The sequence below is a fragment of the Lysinibacillus sp. ACHW1.5 genome, from assembly GCF_022014815.1.
GTDB classification, from domain to species: Bacteria; Bacillota; Bacilli; order Bacillales_A; family Planococcaceae; genus Lysinibacillus; species Lysinibacillus capsici.
The window spans coordinates 4,333,954-4,358,923 of the sequence record NZ_CP091777.1 but is presented as its reverse complement, the minus strand read 5'-3'; the positions used below and the strand labels follow the sequence as shown (position 1 = coordinate 4,358,923).

General features: G+C 40.4%; 17 protein-coding genes, 6 tRNA genes and 3 rRNA genes. 22 read left to right on the top strand and 4 right to left on the bottom strand.

Going from position 1 to position 24,970, the window contains the following annotated elements:
• Positions 1-11: 11 nt before the first annotated feature.
• A complete protein-coding gene (gene gerD, locus L6W14_RS21910) occupies positions 12-620 on the bottom strand; it encodes a spore germination lipoprotein GerD (RefSeq protein WP_131521825.1) in 609 nt (202 codons plus the stop codon).
• A gap of 151 nt (positions 621-771) precedes the next feature.
• Here gerD and L6W14_RS21905 point away from each other — a divergent pair, with 151 nt between their 5' ends.
• Positions 772-1,446, top strand: coding sequence for a KinB-signaling pathway activation protein (locus tag L6W14_RS21905; protein WP_131521826.1), 675 nt, complete (start codon positions 772-774; stop codon positions 1,444-1,446).
• A gap of 41 nt (positions 1,447-1,487) precedes the next feature.
• Here the strand turns inward: L6W14_RS21905 and L6W14_RS21900 are convergent, their stop codons facing one another.
• Positions 1,488-2,144, bottom strand: coding sequence for a hypothetical protein (locus tag L6W14_RS21900; RefSeq protein ID WP_237898893.1), 657 nt, complete (start codon positions 2,142-2,144; stop codon positions 1,488-1,490).
• Positions 2,145-2,414: 270 nt separating this feature from the next.
• Between L6W14_RS21900 and L6W14_RS21895 the strand changes: the two genes are divergently transcribed.
• From L6W14_RS21895 to rrf, 3 genes are all read left to right on the top strand, one after another.
• Positions 2,415-3,967 (top strand): 16S ribosomal RNA (locus L6W14_RS21895).
• 180 nt (positions 3,968-4,147) lie between these two features.
• A 23S ribosomal RNA gene (locus tag L6W14_RS21890) occupies positions 4,148-7,075 on the top strand.
• Between the two features lie 191 nt (positions 7,076-7,266).
• Positions 7,267-7,382, top strand: a 5S ribosomal RNA gene (rrf, locus tag L6W14_RS21885).
• The 16S, 23S and 5S rRNA genes sit together here, the layout of an rRNA operon.
• Positions 7,383-7,504: 122 nt before the next feature.
• Here rrf and mbcS read toward each other — a convergent pair.
• Positions 7,505-9,091: an acyl-CoA synthetase MbcS gene (gene mbcS / locus L6W14_RS21880; protein WP_131521040.1), complete on the bottom strand. Its 1,587-nt coding sequence runs from the start codon at positions 9,089-9,091 to the stop codon at positions 7,505-7,507.
• A 269-nt stretch (positions 9,092-9,360) separates the two neighbouring features.
• Between mbcS and L6W14_RS21875 the strand changes: the two genes are divergently transcribed.
• The 15 genes from L6W14_RS21875 to L6W14_RS21805 all read left to right on the top strand — a co-directional run bounded on the left by L6W14_RS21875 (position 9,361) and on the right by L6W14_RS21805 (position 20,108).
• Positions 9,361-9,437, top strand: a tRNA-Asn gene (locus L6W14_RS21875).
• 112 nt (positions 9,438-9,549) lie between these two features.
• A tRNA-Glu gene (locus L6W14_RS21870) sits at positions 9,550-9,624 on the top strand.
• Between the two features lie 56 nt (positions 9,625-9,680).
• Positions 9,681-9,756 (top strand) — tRNA-Val (locus L6W14_RS21865).
• 18 nt (positions 9,757-9,774) lie between these two features.
• Positions 9,775-9,858, top strand: a tRNA-Tyr gene (locus L6W14_RS21860).
• A 14-nt stretch (positions 9,859-9,872) separates the two neighbouring features.
• Positions 9,873-9,947, top strand: a tRNA-Gln gene (locus L6W14_RS21855).
• Between the two features lie 13 nt (positions 9,948-9,960).
• Positions 9,961-10,033 (top strand) — tRNA-Lys (locus tag L6W14_RS21850).
• 184 nt (positions 10,034-10,217) lie between these two features.
• The gene (rocF, locus tag L6W14_RS21845) at positions 10,218-11,123 is read left to right on the top strand and encodes an arginase (RefSeq protein WP_131521039.1); all 906 of its coding nucleotides are present in this window, start codon (positions 10,218-10,220) and stop codon (positions 11,121-11,123) included.
• Positions 11,124-11,256: 133 nt separating this feature from the next.
• Positions 11,257-11,820, top strand: coding sequence for an RNA polymerase sigma factor SigW (gene sigW, locus L6W14_RS21840; protein WP_004225410.1), 564 nt, complete (start codon positions 11,257-11,259; stop codon positions 11,818-11,820).
• A 13-nt stretch (positions 11,821-11,833) separates the two neighbouring features.
• The gene (locus L6W14_RS21835; protein WP_004225400.1) at positions 11,834-12,460 is read left to right on the top strand and encodes an anti-sigma factor family protein; all 627 of its coding nucleotides are present in this window, start codon (positions 11,834-11,836) and stop codon (positions 12,458-12,460) included.
• A 149-nt stretch (positions 12,461-12,609) separates the two neighbouring features.
• Positions 12,610-13,446, top strand: a complete 837-nt coding sequence (gene cdaA / locus L6W14_RS21830) for a diadenylate cyclase CdaA (RefSeq protein WP_009370548.1) — start codon at positions 12,610-12,612, stop codon at positions 13,444-13,446.
• Entirely contained in the window at positions 13,439-14,515 is a 1,077-nt protein-coding gene (locus L6W14_RS21825) for a CdaR family protein (RefSeq protein ID WP_131521037.1), read from the top strand. The genes cdaA and L6W14_RS21825 overlap by 8 nt, the downstream gene beginning before the upstream one ends.
• A 213-nt stretch (positions 14,516-14,728) precedes the next feature.
• Positions 14,729-16,081, top strand: coding sequence for a phosphoglucosamine mutase (glmM, locus tag L6W14_RS21820; protein WP_131521036.1), 1,353 nt, complete (start codon positions 14,729-14,731; stop codon positions 16,079-16,081).
• Between the two features lie 127 nt (positions 16,082-16,208).
• Entirely contained in the window at positions 16,209-16,724 is a 516-nt protein-coding gene (locus L6W14_RS21815) for a type 1 glutamine amidotransferase domain-containing protein (RefSeq protein WP_054549732.1), read from the top strand.
• Positions 16,725-17,318: 594 nt separating this feature from the next.
• Positions 17,319-19,121, top strand: a complete 1,803-nt coding sequence (gene glmS / locus L6W14_RS21810) for a glutamine--fructose-6-phosphate transaminase (isomerizing) (protein WP_237898892.1) — start codon at positions 17,319-17,321, stop codon at positions 19,119-19,121.
• 222 nt (positions 19,122-19,343) lie between these two features.
• Positions 19,344-20,108 (top strand): SDR family oxidoreductase, encoded by a 765-nt coding sequence (locus L6W14_RS21805; protein WP_237898891.1) that lies wholly within the window; start codon positions 19,344-19,346, stop codon positions 20,106-20,108.
• Positions 20,109-20,356: 248 nt separating this feature from the next.
• Here L6W14_RS21805 and L6W14_RS21800 read toward each other — a convergent pair whose 3' ends face one another.
• The gene (locus L6W14_RS21800) at positions 20,357-20,611 is read right to left on the bottom strand and encodes a GlsB/YeaQ/YmgE family stress response membrane protein (protein WP_016991561.1); all 255 of its coding nucleotides are present in this window, start codon (positions 20,609-20,611) and stop codon (positions 20,357-20,359) included.
• A gap of 693 nt (positions 20,612-21,304) precedes the next feature.
• Here L6W14_RS21800 and L6W14_RS21795 point away from each other — a divergent pair.
• The 3 genes from L6W14_RS21795 to L6W14_RS21785 all read left to right on the top strand — a co-directional run bounded on the left by L6W14_RS21795 (position 21,305) and on the right by L6W14_RS21785 (position 24,927).
• Positions 21,305-21,793 carry a VOC family protein gene (locus L6W14_RS21795; RefSeq protein WP_237898890.1) on the top strand — a complete coding sequence of 163 codons (489 nt, stop codon included), beginning with the start codon at positions 21,305-21,307 and terminating at the stop codon, positions 21,791-21,793.
• A 335-nt stretch (positions 21,794-22,128) separates the two neighbouring features.
• Positions 22,129-23,121, top strand: coding sequence for an ABC transporter substrate-binding protein (locus L6W14_RS21790; protein WP_237898888.1), 993 nt, complete (start codon positions 22,129-22,131; stop codon positions 23,119-23,121).
• A 135-nt stretch (positions 23,122-23,256) separates the two neighbouring features.
• Positions 23,257-24,927, top strand: a complete 1,671-nt coding sequence (locus L6W14_RS21785; RefSeq protein WP_131521031.1) for a helix-turn-helix domain-containing protein — start codon at positions 23,257-23,259, stop codon at positions 24,925-24,927.
• The last annotated feature ends 43 nt before the right edge of the window (positions 24,928-24,970 follow it).

The window sequence follows — 24,970 nt, the reverse complement described above, 5'->3', positions numbered from 1 at the left end:
CATTACCAAGGTTACTCGGTACTTTTTTGTCCCTTATCCGATCCGCCACCACTATCGCCACTCGCTTCTTTCTTATCGCCACTTCCTGATGAACCTGCTTCGCCACTTTTCTTAATAAGTTCCTGCCATTTAGATTGCATTAAAGGGCTTTCGATCGTTTCCTTTACAACTTCCTCCATTTGCTTGCGCATATTGGATGATTTAAGGATAGTCTCCAACTGCTTTTGCATATCGGGTTGCCCGAAAAATGCCTCCATATCCTTTTGGAAAGTCGGATCTTTTATTAAGTTCTTCATAATATCCTGTTGCTGTTTTTGCATACTTTTCGCAACAGTTTCTTTAAACTTTGGATCTTCAAAGGTTTTTTTCCAAAAGTCTTCTGCTTCCTTGGAAAGTAAAGTTTCCTCGGTAGCCTTTTTCACTTCATCATGCTCTAAAATCAAGAGCTCACGGAAACTCGGCTCTTCTAAAAGCTGTCGCAATGCCTTTTTACCATCCTCTGTTTGTAAAGAGTCAATCATGATTTTTTTTATTTCATCATAGGACATGGTAGAGGTTTTATCTTGTGAACAGGCAGAAAGAAAAAGCATTAGAATCAGTAATAAGGTGAATTTTCGCATCGACAATCAGTCCTTTCTCTAGATAGACTCTTTCAATTATTGTTCACATTTCTCAGGACTTTATGTATTGGTTAGGATGAGAAATAGCTTTTTTAACAAGGCATTGATAAAATAAGGACAGATATATTGAGAAATTGGGGGACTTTTAGTTGTGACGATACGAAATTGGGCAAAGTTTTTCTTCTTTGCAATGCTCGTTGGTGGTGCAGTCAACGGAGTTTTTAGTTTATTTATTCGCTGGGAATTCTTCCAACCATACATAGCAAACGGTCAATGGGGTGAGTTTTTCGCTGGACTTTTATGGATGGTTTTCTTAGGGTTTACAATGAGTGTTATAGCGCAAGCTGGCTTTTTTGCTTATTTAACACTTCATCAGGTAGGTGTTAATATTTTTAGAACACTGACATTATGGAATTGGGTACAGCTGGTATTAATTGCCATAACGATTTTCGATATAATTTTCTTCCGCTTTATTCCTGGTGTGAAGGATGGGCAAAGCTGGTTGTTCTATGTAGGATTATTAATTGTCCTCATATTTGGGGCAATAGCAACAGCTGTTCAAAAAGTAAAATTAACAGGGAAAAAACATGTAATGATTTCGGCACTATTCTTTATGATTGTCATTACAACGTTGGAATGGACAATTGCATTGATGGGTCGCGACGAAAATATTAATGAGTATGTTGCGCTTTTATTATTCCCATTATTGGCGGTTAATGCGTATCAATTATTAGTATTACCTAAATATAATGCAAAATCCGATGAAGATCGTCAAAAATTAGAAGCACGACGTAAAGCTCGTCGTGAACAGGCTAAAAATGCATAAGGAAAAAAAAGAATTGCCTCACTGAAGTGGAGGCAATTTTTTTATGGCGCTTTTTTAGTTTGAACCTTATAACCGAATATATTTTCTTCAATCGACATAAACTTATGCTGTTGTATTAGCATGTTAAGCTCTTTAAAGGATATTTGATTATTTTGATGGAGCGGGAAAAAGACAAAATCACCTTTTTGTAATTTTGGAGTTTTCTCACCTTGCCAAATAAGAGAAGGAGATAATAAATTCATTTGTTGTTGGAATAAGGCTTTCTGTAAATCCTGTGAATATTGGTGATTTCGGGTAGCAAACCATAAAGGTCTTTCTTTTAAATATTTTTCATAAGTATCAATATCCTTTTGGATGAGCGCAATGTCAACGGGTTCTTCTACTGAATCATCAGGCCCAAGTAATCCTGTAGGCAATTTGCGTTGTTGGATAATTTTTAAATGATCGGGTGACCGTTTTATCCAATCAGCATCTAAAAGTAGAAGTGGATAAGGCTCCTTCACCGTTTGGAGCCATTCTAATAGAGAGTCATCAGAGAAAGAAATCTCTATAATAAGAGATGTGCCATAATGTCCCTTCGTGACCACTACTGGTGCATTCGCAATATTAAATACAGAAATCATCGTTGAATTTATAGGCTTTAAAAAGGCAAAGAGCGTTACGATTAAAAGCAGTGAAATCAACGTTTTACGGACCATAATGATAACCTCGTTTCTAAAATTTAAAATAAAAAATGAATCTCTTTAAAAAAACTTATGATTTAGTGTTGACTTTCATGAATAATCGATGTTATTATGTATAAGTCGCCAAGAGGTGACAACGAAATAAAGAAACATGAACCTTGAAAACTGAACAAGCAAAACGTAATCAATAAAGTTTTAAGTAACTAGCTTCGGTTAGTGAACAAAACAAAAATTTTGGACATCAAACATGATGCCAGCAAAACAATTTGAGCTAATCAAATTTCTTTTATGGAGAGTTTGATCCTGGCTCAGGACGAACGCTGGCGGCGTGCCTAATACATGCAAGTCGAGCGAACAGAAAAGGAGCTTGCTCCTTTGACGTTAGCGGCGGACGGGTGAGTAACACGTGGGCAACCTACCCTATAGTTTGGGATAACTCCGGGAAACCGGGGCTAATACCGAATAATCTCTTTTGCTTCATGGCAAGAGACTGAAAGACGGCATCTCGCTGTCGCTATAGGATGGGCCCGCGGCGCATTAGCTAGTTGGTGAGGTAACGGCTCACCAAGGCGACGATGCGTAGCCGACCTGAGAGGGTGATCGGCCACACTGGGACTGAGACACGGCCCAGACTCCTACGGGAGGCAGCAGTAGGGAATCTTCCACAATGGGCGAAAGCCTGATGGAGCAACGCCGCGTGAGTGAAGAAGGTTTTCGGATCGTAAAACTCTGTTGTAAGGGAAGAACAAGTACAGTAGTAACTGGCTGTACCTTGACGGTACCTTATTAGAAAGCCACGGCTAACTACGTGCCAGCAGCCGCGGTAATACGTAGGTGGCAAGCGTTGTCCGGAATTATTGGGCGTAAAGCGCGCGCAGGCGGTCCTTTAAGTCTGATGTGAAAGCCCACGGCTCAACCGTGGAGGGTCATTGGAAACTGGGGGACTTGAGTGCAGAAGAGGAAAGTGGAATTCCAAGTGTAGCGGTGAAATGCGTAGAGATTTGGAGGAACACCAGTGGCGAAGGCGACTTTCTGGTCTGTAACTGACGCTGAGGCGCGAAAGCGTGGGGAGCAAACAGGATTAGATACCCTGGTAGTCCACGCCGTAAACGATGAGTGCTAAGTGTTAGGGGGTTTCCGCCCCTTAGTGCTGCAGCTAACGCATTAAGCACTCCGCCTGGGGAGTACGGTCGCAAGACTGAAACTCAAAGGAATTGACGGGGGCCCGCACAAGCGGTGGAGCATGTGGTTTAATTCGAAGCAACGCGAAGAACCTTACCAGGTCTTGACATCCCGTTGACCACTGTAGAGATATAGTTTCCCCTTCGGGGGCAACGGTGACAGGTGGTGCATGGTTGTCGTCAGCTCGTGTCGTGAGATGTTGGGTTAAGTCCCGCAACGAGCGCAACCCTTGATCTTAGTTGCCATCATTTAGTTGGGCACTCTAAGGTGACTGCCGGTGACAAACCGGAGGAAGGTGGGGATGACGTCAAATCATCATGCCCCTTATGACCTGGGCTACACACGTGCTACAATGGACGATACAAACGGTTGCCAACTCGCGAGAGGGAGCTAATCCGATAAAGTCGTTCTCAGTTCGGATTGTAGGCTGCAACTCGCCTACATGAAGCCGGAATCGCTAGTAATCGCGGATCAGCATGCCGCGGTGAATACGTTCCCGGGCCTTGTACACACCGCCCGTCACACCACGAGAGTTTGTAACACCCGAAGTCGGTGAGGTAACCTTTTGGAGCCAGCCGCCGAAGGTGGGATAGATGATTGGGGTGAAGTCGTAACAAGGTAGCCGTATCGGAAGGTGCGGCTGGATCACCTCCTTTCTAAGGATTATTTCGGAATACAAACCTTGGGTTTGTAAGATTACGTTTTGCGTTCAGTTTTGAAGGTTCATTCTTCTGAATGAAACACTTCAAAACTTGTTCTTTGAAAACTGGATAAAACGACATTGAAATTGTAACAAACACATTTATTTTTTAAGTTTTTTATAGGCTTAATAACTTGGTTAAGTTATTAAGGGCGCACGGCGAATGCCTTGGCACTAGGAGCCGAAGAAGGACGGCACTAACACCGATATGCTTCGGGGAGCTGTAAGTGAGCTTTGATCCGGAGATTTCCGAATGGGGGAACCCACTACGTTTAATCGCGTAGTATCTTGACGTGAATACATAGCGTCTTGAAGGCAGACCCAGGGAACTGAAACATCTAAGTACCTGGAGGAAGAGAAAGAAAAATCGATTCCCTGAGTAGCGGCGAGCGAAACGGGAAGAGCCCAAACCAAGAGGCTTGCCTCTTGGGGTTGTAGGACACTCTATACGGAGTTACAAAAGAGCGAGTTAGATGAAGCGACTTGGAAAGGTCCGCCAGAGCAGGTAAAAGCCCTGTAGTCGAAAGTTCGTTCTCTCCTGAGTGGATCCTGAGTACGGCGGAACACGTGAAATTCCGTCGGAATCCGGGAGGACCATCTCCCAAGGCTAAATACTACCTAGTGACCGATAGTGAACCAGTACCGTGAGGGAAAGGTGAAAAGCACCCCGGAAGGGGAGTGAAAGAGATCCTGAAACCGTGTGCCTACAAGTAGTTAGAGCCCGTTAATGGGTGATAGCGTGCCTTTTGTAGAATGAACCGGCGAGTTACGATTACGTGCGAGGTTAAGCTTTAGAAGGCGGAGCCGCAGCGAAAGCGAGTCTGAATAGGGCGAAATAGTACGTGGTCGTAGACCCGAAACCAGGTGATCTACCCATGTCCAGGGTGAAGGTGAGGTAACACTTACTGGAGGCCCGAACCCACGCACGTTGAAAAGTGCGGGGATGAGGTGTGGGTAGCGGAGAAATTCCAATCGAACTTGGAGATAGCTGGTTCTCTCCGAAATAGCTTTAGGGCTAGCCTCGTGATGAGAATACTGGAGGTAGAGCACTGTTTGGACTAGGGGGCCATCCCGGTTTACCGAATTCAGACAAACTCCGAATGCCAGATATTTATACACGGGAGTCAGACTGCGAGTGATAAGATCCGTAGTCAAAAGGGAAACAGCCCAGACCACCAGCTAAGGTCCCAAAGTAATCGTTAAGTGGAAAAGGATGTGGCGTTGCACAGACAACCAGGATGTTGGCTTAGAAGCAGCCATCATTTAAAGAGTGCGTAATAGCTCACTGGTCGAGTGACGCTGCGCCGAAAATGTATCGGGGCTAAACGATTCACCGAAGCTGTGGATTGACATCTACGATGTCAGTGGTAGGAGAGCGTTCTAAGTGCGTTGAAGTCAGATCGGAAGGACTGGTGGAGCGCTTAGAAGTGAGAATGCCGGTATGAGTAGCGAAAGACGGGTGAGAATCCCGTCCACCGTATGACTAAGGTTTCCTGAGGAAGGCTCGTCCGCTCAGGGTTAGTCGGGACCTAAGCCGAGGCCGATAGGCGTAGGCGATGGACAACAGGTTGATATTCCTGTACCACCTCCTCACCGTTTGAGAAATGGGGGGACGCAGTAGGATAGGGTAAGCGCGCCGTTGGTTGTGCGCGTCCAAGCAGTAAGGCGTGTGTGTAGGCAAATCCGCACACTGTAACGTTGAGCTGTGATGGCGAGTCCGTATGGACGAAGTTCCTGATTTCACACTGCCAAGAAAAGCCTCTATCGAGGTGAGAGGTGCCCGTACCGCAAACCGACACAGGTAGTCGAGGAGAGAATCCTAAGGTGTGCGAGAGAACTCTCGTTAAGGAACTCGGCAAAATGACCCCGTAACTTCGGGAGAAGGGGTGCTCTTGAGCGTGCAAGCGCATGAGAGCCGCAGTGAATAGGCCCAGGCGACTGTTTAGCAAAAACACAGGTCTCTGCAAAACCGTAAGGTGACGTATAGGGGCTGACGCCTGCCCGGTGCTGGAAGGTTAAGAGGAGTGGTTAGCGCAAGCGAAGCTGCGAATTGAAGCCCCAGTAAACGGCGGCCGTAACTATAACGGTCCTAAGGTAGCGAAATTCCTTGTCGGGTAAGTTCCGACCCGCACGAAAGGCGTAACGATCTGGGCACTGTCTCAACGAGAGACTCGGTGAAATTATAGTACCTGTGAAGATGCAGGTTACCCGCGACAGGACGGAAAGACCCCGTGGAGCTTTACTGTAGCCTGATATTGAATTTTGGTACAACTTGTACAGGATAGGTAGGAGCCAGAGATCTCGGAGCGCCAGCTTCGAAGGAGGCGTCGGTGGGATACTACCCTGGTTGTATTGAAATTCTAACCCATGCCCCTTAGCGGGGCAGGAGACAGTGTCAGGCGGACAGTTTGACTGGGGCGGTCGCCTCCTAAAAGGTAACGGAGGCGCCCAAAGGTTCCCTCAGAATGGTTGGAAATCATTCGTAGAGTGTAAAGGCACAAGGGAGCTTGACTGCGAGACCTACAAGTCGAGCAGGGTCGAAAGACGGGCTTAGTGATCCGGTGGTTCCGCATGGAAGGGCCATCGCTCAACGGATAAAAGCTACCCCGGGGATAACAGGCTTATCTCCCCCAAGAGTCCACATCGACGGGGAGGTTTGGCACCTCGATGTCGGCTCATCGCATCCTGGGGCTGTAGTCGGTCCCAAGGGTTGGGCTGTTCGCCCATTAAAGCGGTACGCGAGCTGGGTTCAGAACGTCGTGAGACAGTTCGGTCCCTATCCGTCGTGGGCGTAGGAAATTTGAGAGGAGCTGTCCTTAGTACGAGAGGACCGGGATGGACACACCGCTGGTGTACCAGTTGTCTTGCCAAAGGCATCGCTGGGTAGCTATGTGTGGACGGGATAAGTGCTGAAAGCATCTAAGCATGAAGCCCCCCTCAAGATGAGATTTCCCATTACGCAAGTAAGTAAGATCCCTCAAAGACGATGAGGTAGATAGGTTCGAGGTGGAAGTGTGGTGACACATGGAGCTGACGAATACTAATCGATCGAGGACTTAACCAAAACGTTTGAAACATTCAATGCACCGTTTATCCAGTTTTGAAAGAACAACTCTTTCAACAAAAAAAGAGAGCTTCAAGACACAAGTAGTACAAGGAAGCAAACGAGTGATTGAAGGAGCGTACTTATGTACGTGACTGATTGAACGAGAGCAGCTGACGCAGTAATACGCCGTGTATTGGAGGTCGAATAAGTCTAGTGATGATGGCAAAGAGGTCACACCCGTTCCCATACCGAACACGGAAGTTAAGCTCTTTAGCGCCGATGGTAGTTGGGGGCTTCCCCCTGTGAGAGTAGGACGTCGCTAGGCGCAAAAAGTCGCTACTGATACACTCAGTAGTGGCTTTTTTTATTTGAGCCGACTATTTTTAATTCATCAATACATAAAAGAAGGCATCCTCAATGGATGCCTTCTTGTTTTAAATACTTAACTTAATGTGTATGAACTGTAGTAGCTCGTAGTTCGATACGGCGAATTTTCCCTGATGTCGTTTTTGGTAACTCATCAAGAAAGACGATACTACGAGGGTATTTATAAGGGGCTGTTAACGCTTTTACATGCTCCTGTAGCTCCTTTGTTAACTCCTCTTCATTACATTCTTTGAAGCCTTCTCGTAAGATAACAAATGCCTTTACAATATGCCCTCTAATTTCATCTGGCGCAGCTACAACTGCACACTCTTGTACAGCTTCATGTTTGTTTAATGCATCTTCAACTTCAAATGGTCCGATCGTATAACCAGATGAAATAATAATGTCATCTCCACGACCTTCAAACCAGAAGTAACCGTCTTCATCACATTTTGCTTGATCACCTGTAATATACCAATCCCCACGAAATGCAGCTTGTGTGCGCTCAGGTTCTTTATAATATTCTTTAAATAAAGCTGGTGAAGATTTGTGAACAGCAATATCACCAACTTCGCCAACTGCTGCTTCATTCCCTTCATTGTCGATAATACGTACAATATTACCTGGAGTTGGAACACCCATAGATCCAGGACGTAATTCTGTGTTTTCGAGTGTACCAATTAATAGTGTGTTTTCTGTTTGTCCATAGCCATCACGTACTTTTAGTCCAAAATGATTCATAAATGTTTCGATAACTGGGCGGTTTAAAGGCTCACCAGCAGAAACGGCACTACGTAGAGATGATAGATTGTAGTCTTGTAAATTATCGATTTTCGCCATAATCCGGTATTCGGTCGGTGTACAACAGAGAACATTAACTTTTTCATCCTGCATTAATTGAAGATAGGTTTTTGCATCGAATCCACCATGATAGACAAATGCAGTAGCGCCCAGCATGATTGTTGATAAAAAAGGACTCCATATCCACTTTTGCCAACCAGGAGCAGCTGTTGCCCACACGAGGTCTCCTTCACGTACACAAAGCCATTTTGAAGCCGCAGTTCTAATATGTGCATATCCCCAGCCGTGTGAATGAACAACGCCCTTAGGTTTACCAGTTGTACCAGAAGTATAAGATAGGAATGCCATGTCATCGCGTGTAGTAGCTACAGCTGTAAATGTAGCTTGCTGCTTGCTTGCTAATTCATCTAAAGAAGTCCAATCTCCTTTCGCAGCACCAATCACTAGTTTATTTTTCAATGTGTCTACAGAAGAAGTAATTTGATCAACTTCACTAGTAAAAGCCTCATAAGCAATAACTGCACTAGCAGAAGAATGTTCCATCCGATATTCTAAATCGCTTGCACGTAGCATCTCTGAACATGAAATGGGTACGATACCAGCCTTTAAGCAGCCTAGAAAAACGAAATAAGCTTCTGGAAGTCGAGGAATAATAACTAATACACGATCACCTTTTTGAAGCCCCTTCTCCGTAAAAGCGTTTGCGTATTGATTCATTTTTTGGCTAAGTTCCACATAAGAAACTGTACGTCTCTCTTGTTGTGTATTCAACCAACGTATTGCTTGGCGATCACTATCTTGCGAAAATTTTTCTAATTCCTCTGTGATGTTATAAAATTCAGGTGCAATTAAATCATTTGATACCATCTTGAACATCCTCCCCCAGAAAATTTGATAGAAAATTCATAAAACTATTTTTATTTTAACAATTACAATAATATACAGCAAGAATATTTAGTACGTTAAATAGAAATATTAGAATTAATAGAGAACTATTATGCTTTCAGACGAATGTAGAAGCAGACTTCGACAAAAAATATAAAAATTTTCACAAAATGTGTTGCATTATTTAGAATGCTTGCTATAATAATAAATGTACTTAAGAGGTTGTTTAAAACCGAAGTGAATAGCATTGTTCCGAAGTAGCTCAGTTGGTAGTAGCACCTGACTGTTAATCAGGTTGTCGCAGGTTCGAGTCCTGCCTTCGGAGCCATTTTTTTGTCCTTTTTTCAATCACTATAATACATAAAATAATTTGTGAAAAAGCATTGCAATTATTAATTAAAAATGTTATTATAATTCTTGTCTTGTTGAGACGTAATATTGGCCCCTTGGTCAAGTGGTTAAGACACCGCCCTTTCACGGCGGTAACACGGGTTCGAATCCCGTAGGGGTCACCATTTAAAAATTTAGGCTTTATAAAGAATATAAACTGTGATATAACACCTGTTTCTATGGAGGATTAGCTCAGCTGGGAGAGCATCTGCCTTACAAGCAGAGGGTCGGCGGTTCGAGCCCGTCATCCTCCACCATTCTTATTGTGTTATTTCGGAGGGGTAGCGAAGTGGCTAAACGCGGCGGACTGTAAATCCGCTCCTTAGGGTTCGGCGGTTCGAATCCGTCCCCCTCCACCAGTTTTATAAATGATTGGGGTATAGCCAAGCGGTAAGGCAACGGATTTTGATTCCGTCATGCCTAGGTTCGAATCCTAGTACCCCAGCCATTTTTTCTTTTATGAGCCATTAGCTCAGTTGGTAGAGCATCTGACTTTTAATCAGAGGGTCGAAGGTTCGAGTCCTTCATGGCTCACTTTTTTAGAATAAAATTATTCAAAAGTGTTATATTAACTACAGATAACTAATCTCTTGCTGAAAACAGTAGGAGATTTTTTTATGTTATTTATAAATGAATAAATATACAACTTTTTGTCGAGTTGAGCCAAGTGGTATATAGGCTTTACAATATTCTTATAACTTTTAGGGGGTATAAAAACATGAATAAACTTAATATTTCTATTATTGGAGTACCAACAGATTATGGACAAACACGCCGTGGGGTAGATATGGGACCAAGTGCTATTCGATATGCAGGTATTGTTGAACGTTTAGAGGCTATCGGACACGATGTACAGGATCAAGGGGATATTCGTGTTAGTCAAAAGCTTGCAGACGGAGCTGTGGATGAAAAATTACTAAATTTAGAGGAAGTTGTAGAAGTTAGTACTGCATTAGCAAATAGTGTGCATGAAGTAGTGGAACAAAAAAAATTCCCACTCGTATTCGGTGGAGACCATAGCATTGCTATTGGAACATTAGCTGGATTAGGTGAGCATTACAAAAATCTTGGTGTTATCTGGTATGACGCTCATGCAGATTTAAATACACCTGAAACAACACCTTCAGGCAATATACATGGGATGCCGTTAGCCGTTAGTATTGGGCTAGGACATGAACGTTTAGTGCAAATTCGCAACTATGCTCCAAAAATTAAGCCAGAAAACGTGATTATTATTGGAGCTCGTTCAGTAGACCCAGGAGAACGTGAATTGATACGTCAACAAGGAATTAAAGTATATACAATGCATGAAATCGACCGACTTGGCATGACACGTGTGATGGAAGATGCACTTGCTTATTTAAAGGAACGAAATGTTGATGGCTTACATTTATCACTTGATTTAGACGGATTAGATCCACTTTATACGCCAGGTGTGGGTACACCAGTTCCAGGTGGAATTACGTACCGAGAAAGCCATTTAGCAATGGAAATGTTACAAGAATCAGGCATGGTAACTTCAGCCGAGTTTGTAGAGGTAAATCCTATACTAGATGAAAAGAATACAACAGCAAATGTGGCTGTTGCATTAATGGGATCTTTATTTGGTGAAACACTAGTTTAAAGAAAATTTGACAAAAAATTGCCTGTTGTCACATTGCATAAAAATCTTTTGCTATAATTGAATTAAAACGAAACTTTTCTTATCGGTGCTTCGTATAGTATAAGACAGTTGTAAAGGTGGAGAAGTCAACACAATGGATGCGTTAGTAAATAAGAGAATAAAACAAGTGCTTAAAGGCGATCAAAACGCATTTGCCGATATTGTGAGTCTCTATCAGCACAAACTGTACCAAGTATGCTATCGAATGTTAGGCAACAAACAAGAGTCTGAAGACATTGCTCAAGAGGCTTTTGTGCGAGCTTATATGAACTTGCATACATTTGATCAGAAAAGAAAGTTTTCAACGTGGCTTTATCGCATAGCGACAAACCTCTGCATTGACCGTATTCGAAAAAAGAAACCGGATTATTATTTAGATGCAGAAGTAGCTGGTACAGAAGGGCTTGATATGTATTCGCAAATCGCAGCAGATGACCAGCTACCAGAGGAGCAGTTAGAACAAATGGAGCTGCAAGATCGCATTCAATATGAAATTGGACGATTGCCGGATAAATACCGTTCGGTTATAGTATTGAAATATATAGAAGAGTTATCGTTACAAGAGATTAGCGAGATTTTAGATATGCCGCTTGGAACGGTGAAAACGAGGATTCACCGCGGACGTGAGGCATTACGTAAGCAATTAAACAATCTGTAGGAGGGGGAGCGTCATGAATACTTGTCCAGAGCATATTATAGACTATATGCATGATTATTTAGACGGTGACATTAGTCGTGAGCATGAGCAAGAGTTGAAACAACACTTGCATACATGTAATGATTGTAAACAGTTGATGCAAGAATTGAGTGAAACAATCGCCTTTGTGAAGAGTGCTTCCCATATTACAGCGCCTCCGGGTTTTGAAGCAGCAGTTATGGCTCGTTTACCAAAACCAAAAAGTCGAGTAGGTATACAAAAATGGATTCGCCGGCATCCGTTCTTTGTGGCAGCAGCAGTATTTTGCTTATTCATGAGTGCTACATTATTGGGTAGCTTCATGGATGACCAGCATTTCTCAGTGACCAAGCAACCTAATTTAGTTGTGGATGGTCAAACAGTGATTGTACCTGAAGGGGAAGTGGTGAAAGGCGATATTGTTGTAAAAAATGGCGATTTGATTGTTGAAGGTGAAGTTGATGGTAACGTCACAGTAATCAACGGGCAATATATGGCATCTTCAGCGGTAGTTTCAGGGAGAATCGAAGAAATTGACGAAGTATTTGAATGGTTATGGTATACAATTAAAAATTCTGTTAAGACAGCCATGACATTTGAGGAAAAAGAAGAAACTAAATAACACTCTATACGTCCTAAAAAATAGTGCACGTGAGAGGCTGAAAGGTCTACTCTTCTGAGTAGACTTTTTATTTGAAAAAAGTTACATTTGATAAGAATGTGATATACTTGAATGTGTATGGATTCGTAATGAAAAGTGGGGGATGCCACGTGCAAATTATCGAACATTTCACGGATTTAACGCCTGTGAATATTGTTATTAACTTCATTGATGTACTGCTCGTTTGGTACGTTGTTTATAAAGTCTTAACCCTCATTAAAGGTACGAAGGCTGTCCAATTACTTAAGGGAATATTCGTCATTATTATTGCACGAATTGCAACAGACCTTTTAGGGTTACAAACACTTGGTTGGATGCTACAACAAGTTATTGAGTTTGGTTTCCTAGCGATTATTATTATTTTCCAACCTGAAATCAGACGTGGTTTAGAACAAATTGGGCGAGGAAAGCTATTCCAACGCTCATCTAGTCAAGAGGAAGAAGAACAAACAAGACTTATTGAGGCAATGAAGAAGTCTGTAAGTTATATGGCTAAACGTCGAATAGGTGCGTTAATTTCTATTGAAAAAGAAACAGGTCTTAATGAATATATTGAAACAGGTATAGGGCTAAATGCTGAAATTTCATCAGAATTACTGATTAATATCTTTATACCAAATACCCCGCTACATGATGGGGCTGTTATTATGCAAAAAGATAAAGTTACAGCAGCGGCTTGCTATTTACCTTTATCTGAAAGCCCATTTATTTCAAAAGAGTTAGGGACACGCCACCGTGCTGCTCTTGGTTTAAGTGAAGTTACAGATGCTATTACAATTGTTGTTTCAGAAGAAACAGGCGCAATTAGTATAACATTAAATGGTAATCTCCATCGAAATCTTTCTCTAGAGGAGTTCGAAACATTATTAAGAAAAATGTGGTTCGGATCAGTACAGGAATCAAATGCATCCTCTAAGTTGACTTGGAGGGGGAAAAAGAATGGATAAAATGATGGATAGCCCTTGGGTACTTAGAATCATCGCGCTATTTTTAGCGTTTTTGCTTTTCTTCTCAGTGCGTACCGAGTTGTCACCTTTAAATAAAGCTACCTCAAATGAACAAACGGATGTTATTCGTGATGTTCCAGTGGATGTTTATTACGATAATGAAAATCTTATTGTGACAGGTTTACCTGAAACTGTGGATGTAACGATAGAAGGTCCGATGGCATTGGTTTTAAAAGCAAAGGGAGCTAAGGATTTTTCTATATTTGCGGATTTGAGCAATTTATTGCTAGGAGAGCATGATGTAAAACTGCAATACGAAAATATTTCAGAAAAGTTAAAAGTGACATTAGACCCTGCAACTGTTCATGTGAATATTGAGGAAAAGGTCACGCAGGAGTTCCGAGTGGACCCTGAAATGAACAAACGTTTAATTGAAGAAGGTTTTATCTTAAAAGAAATGACAGCCAACCCGCCAACTGTTTATGTAACAGGTGCAAAAAGTGCTATTGAAAGCATTAGTTATGTAAAAGCAACTGTTACAGGAGAGCAGGGCTTGAAGCAATCATTCACGCAGGAAGCAGCTGTAAAAGTATTAGATAGAGATTTAAATAAGTTAGACGTGACTATTGAACCTGAAATTGTGAAAGTTCAAGTAGATATAGCGGAGTATAGTCGAGAGATCCCAGTTGTCCTTAACGAAACAGGGCAAGCTGCCGAGGACATTACCATTAACTCATTAACATTTTCACCGAAAATGATTAAAGTGTATGGAAGAAAATCCATTATTGACAGTTTAACATCCATTCCAATAACAGTTGACCTGTCAAAAATTACTGAGTCCAAAACTTATGAATTTGATGTAAAATTACCAGATGGTGTGACAAAAATATCTGACAAGAAAATAAAAGTGAAGGCAGATATTACAAAGGTTGAACAAGAAGAACAGCAGAAAACACCAGCTTCTACAGAGGAAACGCCACCTCCAATTGAAGAACCTGATGTGACAGATGAGAGTACTCCAACTGATAAAAATACGTCAACTGAGGAATCGGAAGATATTGATTCTTAAACAATATGTGACTATAATTTTATTTTGATTCTAAATCAAAAATCCAATCAGGTTTGTAGTTCAGGTTTCATCCAACAAACTGGCAGAGTGGAATATTAATAATTACCAATGAATGAACAAAGGCAGACTTTTCCAAAAGTAAGCGGACAAGTGTCTAATGCTTGATAGAAACTCACTAGGCACTGTCTTGCATTGAAGGAGAGAATAAGTAGAATGGGTAAATATTTTGGAACAGATGGCGTCCGTGGCGTCGCGAATAGTGAATTAACACCAGAATTTGCATTTAAACTTGGTCGTATAGGCGGCTATGTTTTAACAAAAGATGCAACTGACCGTCCAAAGGTTTTAATTGGTCGTGACACACGTATTTCAGGTGAGATGCTTGAAGGTGCACTTGTGGCTGGTCTTTTATCAATTGGGGTAGAGGTAATGCGTCTTGGTATTATTTCAACACCAGGTGTGGCATACCTTACTCGAATTATGAGCGCAGATGCAGGCGTCATGATTTCAGCTTCACATAACCCAGTTGCAGATAACGGTATTAAATTTTTCGGTCCTGATGGCTTTAAGCTAACAGATGCACAGGAAGCGGAAATTGAAGCGTTAATTGATGCGCAAGAGGATAAATTACCACGTCCTATAGGAGCAGATTTAGGATCTGTAAGCGACTATTTCGAAGGTGGTCAAAAATATATTCAATACTTAAAGCAAACAGTGGATGAAGAATTTGATGGTATCCACGTAGCGCTTGATTGTGCACATGGTGCAACTTCATCTTTAGCTACACATTTATTTGCTGATTTAGAAGCGGACATTTCTACAATGGGAGCTTCTCCAACTGGCTTAAATATCAATGATGGTGTAGGCTCAACACACCCAGAAGGACTAGCTAAGTTTGTTACTGAAAAAGGTGCAGATGTTGGTTTAGCTTTTGATGGCGATGGAGACCGTTTAATTGCTGTAGATGAAAACGGAAAAATCGTTGACGGTGACCAAATTATGTTTATCATTGGTAAGCATTTAAATGCGGTAGGGCGTTTGAAGAAGCAAACAATTGTTTCAACAGTGATGAGCAATATGGGCTTCTATAAAGCTGTGGCTGACAATGGTATGCAAAGTGTACAAACAGCTGTAGGTGATCGTTATGTTGTGGAAGAAATGCGTGCGAATGAATACAATTTAGGTGGCGAGCAATCAGGGCATATCGTCTTTCTAGATTTTAATACAACAGGTGATGGCTTATTGACAGGAATTCAGCTTGTCAACATTATGAAGGCGACGGGTAAAAAGCTTTCAGAACTTGCAGGTGAAATGAAAATCTACCCTCAGCGTCTTGTCAATGTGCGTGTAACAGATAAGCATGCTGTGACTGATAATGCGAAAGTAGCTGCAGTAATTGCAGAGGTAGAAGCTGAAATGGCTGGAAATGGTCGTGTTTTAGTACGTCCTTCAGGTACAGAGCCATTAGTACGTGTCATGGTGGAAGCAGCAACAGAAACGGATTGCGAGCGTTTTGTCGAGCGTATTGCAGATGTTGTACGTGTAGAAATGGGCCTAACAGAATAAGAAATAGAGTGTAAACCCGATTTCCGTAAACAGGAAATCGGGTTTACTTATTTGAAAGGAATGTTTTAAATAAGCGAGATGGGGAACAGTAATTAGGAGTCACAATAACAAGGAGTGTTTAATTGATATGGCTAAAATTGCTACAGTTATAACAGATATGTTTGAGGACATTGAGTTTACAAGCCCTAAAGAAGCTTTGGAAGCAGCTGGGCATCAGCTAGTAACAATTGATATCGAAGCAGGCAAGGAAGTTAAGGGTAAGCATGGAGAGTCCGTGAAAATTGATAAAGGCATTGATGAAGTAAAAGCTACAGATTACGATGCATTATTTATTCCTGGTGGTTTTTCTCCTGATATATTACGTGCGGATGATCGTATAGTAGCATTTGCAAAGTCCTTTATGGATGAAATGAAGCCTACCTTTGCCATTTGTCATGGACCACAACTTCTTATTACTGCAAAGACATTAAATGGGCGTGACGCCACAGGCTATAAATCCATCCAAGTGGATTTAGAAAATGCAGGGGCAATCTTCCATGATGAAGAAGTATTTGTCTGTCAAAAACAGCTTGTAACAAGTAGAACGCCAGATGATCTTCCTGCATTTAATAGAGAAATTGTTAAATTATTAGACAGTAAATAAAGGATAGGCACAAGCATTTAAAATGCTTGTGCCTATTTTGTATTATCAAAGTGCTTATGTATCGCTTTGTCTACATATTTGTCACGAAAAAGCTTTAGGGCTAGGTGTTTTTTATAACGAAAATTTGACGGATAGCATATGATTGAGTATGATGGAGAAGTTGAAGATGAGGTCCGACCTTGTCCTTTAACGAGCGCCTAAGGAGGGAAGAAAGCGCAAAATCGGAAAACAATTATAGCGCCTGAGCTGAAGAAATCGGACGAAAAGATCTTCAGCAGACGAGGTGGAGGTTTATCGAAAATTCGGCGGATGCCTCCCAATCGACATACCCGATTGTCATTTTTCATTTTGAAAGCATTTGAGTGATTGAATGTACAGAAAATGGAGAAGGTATTGTAAAAGCAATAGATAAATAGATGAAGCTTCACATGTCGAAGATCTCTATTCAGGTGGCTGAGTAGCGTGAGTAGCTTGTGTGTATTGGAGTGCTTTATTTTTATAAAAATAAAGCATCGCTTGTGCATTCAAAAAATTCGATAGGATGAGGCCTAGTTTGTCATTGCATTAAATTGACATTATCGGAGGACGAGAATTATGTGTGGAATTGTAGGATATATTGGTGAATCAGATGCAAAGGAAATTTTATTAAAAGGCTTAGAAAAGCTAGAGTACCGTGGTTATGATTCAGCGGGTATTGCAGTACGTAACGAGGAAGGCGTAACGGTTTTCAAAGAAAAAGGGCGTATTGCAGATTTACGAGAAGCGGTAGATGAAGATGTTGCAGCGAAAATAGGGATTGGTCATACACGTTGGGCAACACATGGTGTGCCAAATCGTTTAAATGCTCACCCACATCAAAGTGCATCAGGACGCTTTACACTTGTGCATAATGGGGTTATTGAAAACTATCACTTATTGCAAAAAACATATTTAAAAGGCATTCCAATGAAATCTGATACAGATACAGAGGTTATTGTGCAATTAGTAGAGTTATTTGTGAAAGATGGTCTAAGCACTGCAGACGCTTTCCGCAAAACATTATCTCTATTACATGGCTCCTATGCACTGGCACTATTAGATGCAGAGGCAGCAGATACAATCTTTGTAGCAAAAAATAAATCACCACTTCTAGTTGGAATTGGTGAAAGCTTCAATGTTGTTGCGTCAGATGCAATGGCGATGCTACAGGTAACAGATCAATACGTAGAGCTTCACGATAAAGAGGTAGTTATCGTACACAAAGCAAGTGTGGAAATTACAAAATTAGATGGTACTGTAGTAGAGCGTGTACCATATACTGCTGAGCTTGATATGAGTGATATTGAAAAAGGCACATATCCACACTATATGTTAAAAGAAATGGATGAGCAGCCTACAGTTATTCGTAAAATCATTCAAGCATATGAAGGTGACAATGGTGATTTAACGATTGATGATGAGGTTTTAGAAGCATTACGAGCAGCAGATCGTTTATATATTATTGCAGCGGGCACAAGCTATCATGCGGGTCTCATCGGTAAACAATATTTCGAAAAAATGGCTGGTATCCCTGTAGAAGTGCATATTTCTAGTGAATTTGGCTATAACATGCCATTACTTTCAGAAAGACCATTATTTATCTTCATTACACAATCAGGTGAAACAGCAGATAGCCGTCAAGTACTAGTAAAAATTAAAGAGTTAGGCTATCCAACTTTAACGATTACCAATGTACCTGGCTCTACGTTATCACGTGAAGCTGACCATACCTTGTTATTACATGCAGGTCCAGAAATTGCTGTAGCTTCTACAAAAGCTTATGTGGCACAAGTAGCAGTCCTGGCATTAGCAGCCTATGTGACAGCAAAGTCAAATGGCAAAGGCTTAGAATTTGATTTAAAACAAGAGCTCGCGATTGCCGCTAATGGCATCCAAACAATAATTGATTCTAAAGATGTGCTAGAAGACATTGCAGAAGATTACTTAAAAATCGCACGTAATGCATTCTTCATTGGCCGTAATATGGACTTCTATGTCAGCCTTGAAGGTGCCTTAAAACTAAAAGAAATCTCGTACATCCAAGCAGAAGGCTTTGCTGGTGGAGAACTGAAGCACGGAACAATTGCCTTAATCGAAGAAGGTACGCCTGTATTTGCACTTGTCACACAAGCATCAGTAGGATTAAACATCCGTGGTAATGTCAAAGAAGTAGCAGCTCGTGGTGCATATCCATGTATTATCGCGATGGCAGGCATTGATGAAGACGGCGACCGTTTAGTCATTCCGCATGTTCATGAATTACTAACACCACTTGTATCAGTAGTACCTTTACAATTAATTAGCTACTATGCTGCACTTCACCGTCGCTGTGATGTAGATAAACCACGTAACCTAGCTAAATCGGTAACTGTTGAGTAGGAACAAAAATTAGATTTAATATGTTGTTGATTTGAAATAAAGTCATACCGTTTGTAAAAAAATCACACCATTTTACCCCTTTGGATACTATTAATCTAAAGGGGTGTTTTTATCCATAGCGAAACACCCCTTGAAACAGAATAGGAGAGCAACATTTCAAATAATGTCCCTTGATATAATTCTCTATGTAATCTAACTATGATTGAACAAGGAGATGGAAGCATGGGTAAGTTAACAGGCAAAATCGCTTTAGTTACAGGATCAAGTCGAGGAATTGGCCGTAGTATTGCATTGCGTCTGGCACAAGAGGGAGCCTTTGTCGTCGTTCATTATGGGAAAAGACGTAATGAGGCAGAAGCAGTTGTTCACCAGATCAAACAAAGCGGAGGAAATGCTTTGGCGATTGGTGCTGACCTTAGTACACTAGATGGTATTCAAGATTTATTTACTACTTTGGATGATACTATTCGGGAATATATGGGCTGTTGCGGATTCGATATTCTTGTCAACAATGCTGGAATTGGTCAAATTATCAGTTTAGAAGAGACGACGGAGGTATCATTTGACGAGGTAATGAAGATAAATGTTAAAGCACCACTTTTTATTACTCAGCAAGCTTTGCCACGTTTAAAAGATGGGGGACGTATTATTAATATTTCATCTTTTGTGACACGTGCAGCTTCACCAAGTGTCTTCACGTACAGTATGTCCAAAGGTGCAATCGATACGTTTACGCGTCTTCTAGCCAAACAACTAGGGAGCCGGAATATTACGGTAAACGCCATCCAGCCTGGGATTATTAATACAGAAATGAATGCTGAGACTTTGAAAAACCTTGATGGACAAAAATATGCGGCTGGTCTTTCAATTTTCAACAGATGGGGAGAGCCCGGGGATGTGGCAGATATTGCCGCCTTTCTTGCTTCATCAGACAGCCGTTGGGTAACTGGTCAATTGCTCGATGCAAGTGGAGGATCACATCTATAGAACATTAATTATCAAGCTTTGTATGGCATAATCCTCCTCAATCAGGCGCTATTGTTGTATAGGCTGTTCTGTTCTTCTTGAATTCACGGAGCGGCGGATTGTTAAGTTAATTAAAAACAAAGTAAAAGCGGTCCTCCACAGATATGATGTGGAAGACCGCTTTTTTGTTATAAGCACATTCACCATTTATTATTGGTTACATCTGATTCGCTTAATCGTATAGTAATAGATTAAGAGATCTATTTAGCTTACGAAGCATTACGCAATGATTTCAGAATTAAACTCAAAATGAAAACTAGTATAATTGCTCCAATGAGGGCAGGGAAGATATAGAAATCAGAAATTTTAGGACCCCAACTTCCAAGAAGCATACCACCAATCCATGCGCCGATAATACCTGCAATAATATTACCAATAATTCCACCTGGGATATCTTTACCCAAAATTATACCTGCAAGCCATCCGATAAGCCCGCCAATTATTAAAAACCAAATGAAACTCATACTATCCATCTCCTATTTTGTATTTTAAATATTTTGTTATAGTGTTTTATAACCTTTATTGAACTCTTTCAAACTATAAGGAGAGAAAAAATTTGTGGAAGTTTCAATGGGGATGATTTTTACTTCTATAACTGTTACAGTAACAGTACATGAAACTACTGAGAAGTTTGCTGCAAGCAAATATCCTCATTTATTTGCTTGTTCCGACTAGAGATACGGCTTTGTCAATATATACAATTGTTAAAAGGAGGTGTTGATACATCAGCTCATTTTACATTATTTGTTACACGCTATTATCATCGGTTTAAATATTAGTTAAGGCTGTAACTACACATAATTAATCTCTAAATCTTCCCTGTTAGATAAACAAAGTATCTGAATATCTAATAGGTGTTTTTTATATTTTTAATATATAAAAGCCTCCCGATGTAAGGGAGACTTCTAAGGTTTTAATGAATTCTAGGCCCCTTTGAATTATAGTATAATCAAGAAATTAAGCAAAATTTAAACAAGGCCTTCCTTTGCTATTTTAGTAAATTCTTAAGATTTTTCTAATCAAAATAATCCTACCATTCAAATTACAATCGGTTCGCCTATACTACTTAATCACTATTAACCTTTTGATTAAGCACAGTGGGAAGCTATTCTGCAATTAAAAGGAAATTATTAAAATAGGAGAAAGGGGTATGAAATATGAAAATCCGTAAGATTGATCATGTGGGAATAATCGTGAATGATCTTCCTGCAGCAAAAGCATTTTTTCTTGACTTTGGCCTTGAGGTGCTAGGGGAAGGAAAAGTGGAGGGTGAATGGGTGAAGAGGATGGAGCGAGTAATAGGGCTTCATGATATCAAAGAGGACATTGCAAAATTGCGAACGTCAGATAGTGACGCAAATCTAGAAATAGTAATGCTGCGAACGCCAGACGGTGAGACGAATATTGAACTAGTAAAATTTAACGCGCCATCAAATGAAATAGGCATCCAGCATCCTTTAGCAAATACTTTGGGTATCCAGCATATTGCCTTCAATGTTGAAGATATTGAAGCCCTCGTTAACAAATTGACAAGGAAGGGCGCAGAACTTATTAGTGACATTTATAGGTACGAAAACGCTTATAAATTATGCTACGTTCGTGGGCCAGAAGGAATTATTTTAGAGCTCGCTGAAGAAATCAAATAGAATAGTAATCAACAGCTTGTTAATATGAAAAGAAACCACTGAAATGGTTTCTTTTTTTTCTATAGGGAGTTAATACTTATGCTTACATTTCACCATTTTCTCTCTTGAGATTCTAAATTGATCATATAGTCGAAATAGAAAGCACCATTAAAATGAATAATTCTTCACTAAAAATGAAGATAAAAAAGCAAAAGGCTTTCATAATCCTGATTATTGACATTTATCCAAATAAATTATTGCGTTTTTTCCATTGTTTCGCCCTTTCATAAAATCTATAATAACTCTGTAAATGATAATCATTTTCAATTGAAGTAAATCTGAAAGGGGCAACAAATATGAAGCAGTATATTGGAAAGCGAATTATACTATGGGGGAGTTTCCTCCTGTTGTTATTGATATTAGCGGCATGTAGTTCTAATGGCAACACATCTGATGCGCAGAAAAAGGAAAACGAGAAAATAACTCAATCTGATGTGAAAGCAGAGGAAAGTGAGTCAATTGTTCAATATACAACGATTACAGGTGAACAGGTTGAAATACCTGCAGATCCAAAACGAGTCGTTTATATTGGTCAGACAGTTGGTGATTTCTTGGCGATGGATATTCCGGTTGTTGGTAATAATCTTCCTAAAGATTCTCCTAGTTACTATGAAGGTAAACTTGAAGGAATCGTTGATATTGGTAATCCAGCTGATTTAGAGACGATTTTGACTTTAAAACCTGATCTAATTATTAATGGCTATTACAAGGCGGATCCAAATCTTAATGAAGAATTGTCAAAAATCGCTACTACGATTCCCTTTAATCCTGCTCTTCCTTATACAGAACGAGTAAAAGAGATGGGGAATATCCTAGATAAGCAGGAAGAAGTAGCTCAATTGCTTGCTAAGTTTGAAACAGAGTCTAAACAAATGTTTGACAAGTTTCAATTAACTGAAGGGGAAACCGCAACAGTTTTCTATCAGCTAGGAAAGACGCTTTATGTTATGGGTGATCGTAGCCTAGGTGCTATTATTTATGGGAAAAATGGCTTTGCTGTCCCACCAGCAGTACAGAAGAATATTATTGATGTAGAAGGGGTATCTTTCCTAGAGGTTTCCGAAGAGGTGCTTCCTGAGTTTGCTGGTGATCATTTGTTTGTTATTGTACAAGAGGATAGTGAAAGTGAAGCAGAAGCTGATCGGCTGCTACAAAGCCCGATATGGGGAACTTTGCCTGCTGTCAAAAAGGGGAAAGTTTATGTTGTTCCTAATGAATGGAATACAGATAATTTATTAGCTTTGGAGCAATTGTTCCAAAAGCTACCAGAGTGGATGCGCAAACAGTAAAAATTGTATCCGTGCAATCAATTTTTAAACCGCTAGTATTCTAAATACCACATACTCGAACAATCGTTGATAGTGAGTTATTATATGTTACAATAACGATAATGAGAATCATTTTCAATATTTGGAGAGTTGCTTATGAATCTGGCATCCTTATATATTAGACTACAACACTATGATCGATTTCAAGTTGATCGATTAATGTCAGCTAGTAGCCATAATGAGGGAATAAATAATTATGAAACAAATTTAAGCACGTTATTGATAGCACTTAGTCATGACATACGACTGTATGTAGACAAAATGGCAATCGATCTACGCCAAGGAAGCTGCACGCTCATTTTACCTGTACAAAGCTACACGGTAGAGTCAAGTAACAAAGAGGCACAGCTTGCTCGCTTTACCTTTGAAACTTTTGAAGTAGAAGGAATGACTTTGAACCGAATTGCTCATCCACCCTTGCTTTATGGTTATCCCTATCATCTGTTATTTTCTCAAGTCAAGCAGGTATTAGGAAATGAAGCATCGAACAATAATCAATTTTGTTCCTCTCTATCCACATTAGAAATGGCCATGTTGCAAGGTAGACTTCAGCAAATACTAGCTATGATGGTTCAGTTAGATGAACAAGCTAACCAGATACAGCACGAAGAAAAGACAAAATTGGTTCAACAGACTGTACAGTACATAGAACAGCATTATGATGAGGACTTAACAGTTGAACAATTAGCTAACATGGCTGGTATGGTAAGATGGCAATATAGTCAAAAGTTTAAAATATTGACTGGTAAAAAGCCGACGGATTATTTGACTCATGTACGGATAAACCAGGCAAAAAAACTTCTAAGTAATTCCACTGAGCCATTGAGAAAAATAGCTCGACAAACTGGGTTTAAGGATGAATATTATTTTAGTCGATGCTTTCATAAATTAACTGGAAACACCCCACGTGAATATGCAAACATTCAACTTCATACTCCAGAAAGAACAGTGATCGATTCATTTGGTAGAAAGATTCATGTTCCTAAAGATGCAACACGTATTGTGACTGATGGCAAATTTACACTTGGGGAATTACTTGTTCTAGGCATACCTCCTATAGGGGCGGCCATCTCAATCATGAAAGATAACGTGGTTTATCACAATAAATTAAGGAACATTCATAGTATTGGGCATTGGGTAGATCCGGATAAAATCGCACAGCTGCAGCCAGAGTTATTATTGCTTAGCTATTTTCATCCTGAACATGATTTGCAGAAACTAGATGCGATTGCTCCTACTATTATACTGAATAGCAAGTTTAGTCTATTTGAGCGGTTACGATATATCGCTAAACTATTTGAACGGAGTAAAGCGGCAGAGAAGTGGATTTCTACATATGAGAACAAAGTAAGATTGGTACGTAGGCAATTAGCAGATGTTTATGTTGCTGGGGAGACGGCTACTGTTTATCTCAAGTTAGATACTAAATATTATGTTATGTGTCAGACTGGATTGGCTGCAAGCTTGTATGAATCTCTTGGCTTTCGTCCTACTCCTCAGGTAATGCAGCTAATCGAGCAAGGGCAAGCATGGATAGAAATTCAGCAGCATCAAATAAATCACTATGCTGGAGAGCGTAATTTTATTTTGGCTTCCCCCCAAGAATTACTAACGATTACTCACTGCCCACAAATCGCCACGTTAATCGAGCTAGCTCCTGGTAAGACTCATTTCATAGATTTTATATGGAATCATTGTGATCCCATTACACGTGAACGGTTATTAGAGGTTCTACCGTCTATTTTTAAGAAGAAAGTTATTCGATAATTAAACAGTAAAACTCGATTCATTAATTGGATTGAGTTTTTGC

Excerpts from the sequence above, each read along its gene's own strand:
- sigW (WP_004225410.1), top strand. The coding sequence starts at position 11,257 with ATGGATGCGTTAGTAAATAAGAGAATAAAACAAGTGCTTAAAGGCGAT.
- L6W14_RS21790 (WP_237898888.1), top strand. The coding sequence starts at position 22,129 with ATGAAGCAGTATATTGGAAAGCGAATTATACTATGGGGGAGTTTCCTC.
- mbcS (WP_131521040.1), bottom strand. The coding sequence starts at position 9,091 with ATGGTATCAAATGATTTAATTGCACCTGAATTTTATAACATCACAGAG.
- L6W14_RS21805 (WP_237898891.1), top strand. The coding sequence starts at position 19,344 with ATGGGTAAGTTAACAGGCAAAATCGCTTTAGTTACAGGATCAAGTCGA.
- L6W14_RS21815 (WP_054549732.1), top strand. The coding sequence starts at position 16,209 with ATGGCTAAAATTGCTACAGTTATAACAGATATGTTTGAGGACATTGAG.
- L6W14_RS21795 (WP_237898890.1), top strand. The coding sequence starts at position 21,305 with ATGAAAATCCGTAAGATTGATCATGTGGGAATAATCGTGAATGATCTT.
- L6W14_RS21785 (WP_131521031.1), top strand. The coding sequence starts at position 23,257 with ATGAATCTGGCATCCTTATATATTAGACTACAACACTATGATCGATTT.
- L6W14_RS21835 (WP_004225400.1), top strand. The coding sequence starts at position 11,834 with ATGAATACTTGTCCAGAGCATATTATAGACTATATGCATGATTATTTA.
- rocF (WP_131521039.1), top strand. The coding sequence starts at position 10,218 with ATGAATAAACTTAATATTTCTATTATTGGAGTACCAACAGATTATGGA.
- L6W14_RS21825 (WP_131521037.1), top strand. The coding sequence starts at position 13,439 with ATGGATAAAATGATGGATAGCCCTTGGGTACTTAGAATCATCGCGCTA.
- glmS (WP_237898892.1), top strand. The coding sequence starts at position 17,319 with ATGTGTGGAATTGTAGGATATATTGGTGAATCAGATGCAAAGGAAATT.
- L6W14_RS21900 (WP_237898893.1), bottom strand. The coding sequence starts at position 2,144 with ATGGTCCGTAAAACGTTGATTTCACTGCTTTTAATCGTAACGCTCTTT.
- gerD (WP_131521825.1), bottom strand. The coding sequence starts at position 620 with ATGCGAAAATTCACCTTATTACTGATTCTAATGCTTTTTCTTTCTGCC.
- glmM (WP_131521036.1), top strand. The coding sequence starts at position 14,729 with ATGGGTAAATATTTTGGAACAGATGGCGTCCGTGGCGTCGCGAATAGT.
- L6W14_RS21800 (WP_016991561.1), bottom strand. The coding sequence starts at position 20,611 with ATGAGTTTCATTTGGTTTTTAATAATTGGCGGGCTTATCGGATGGCTT.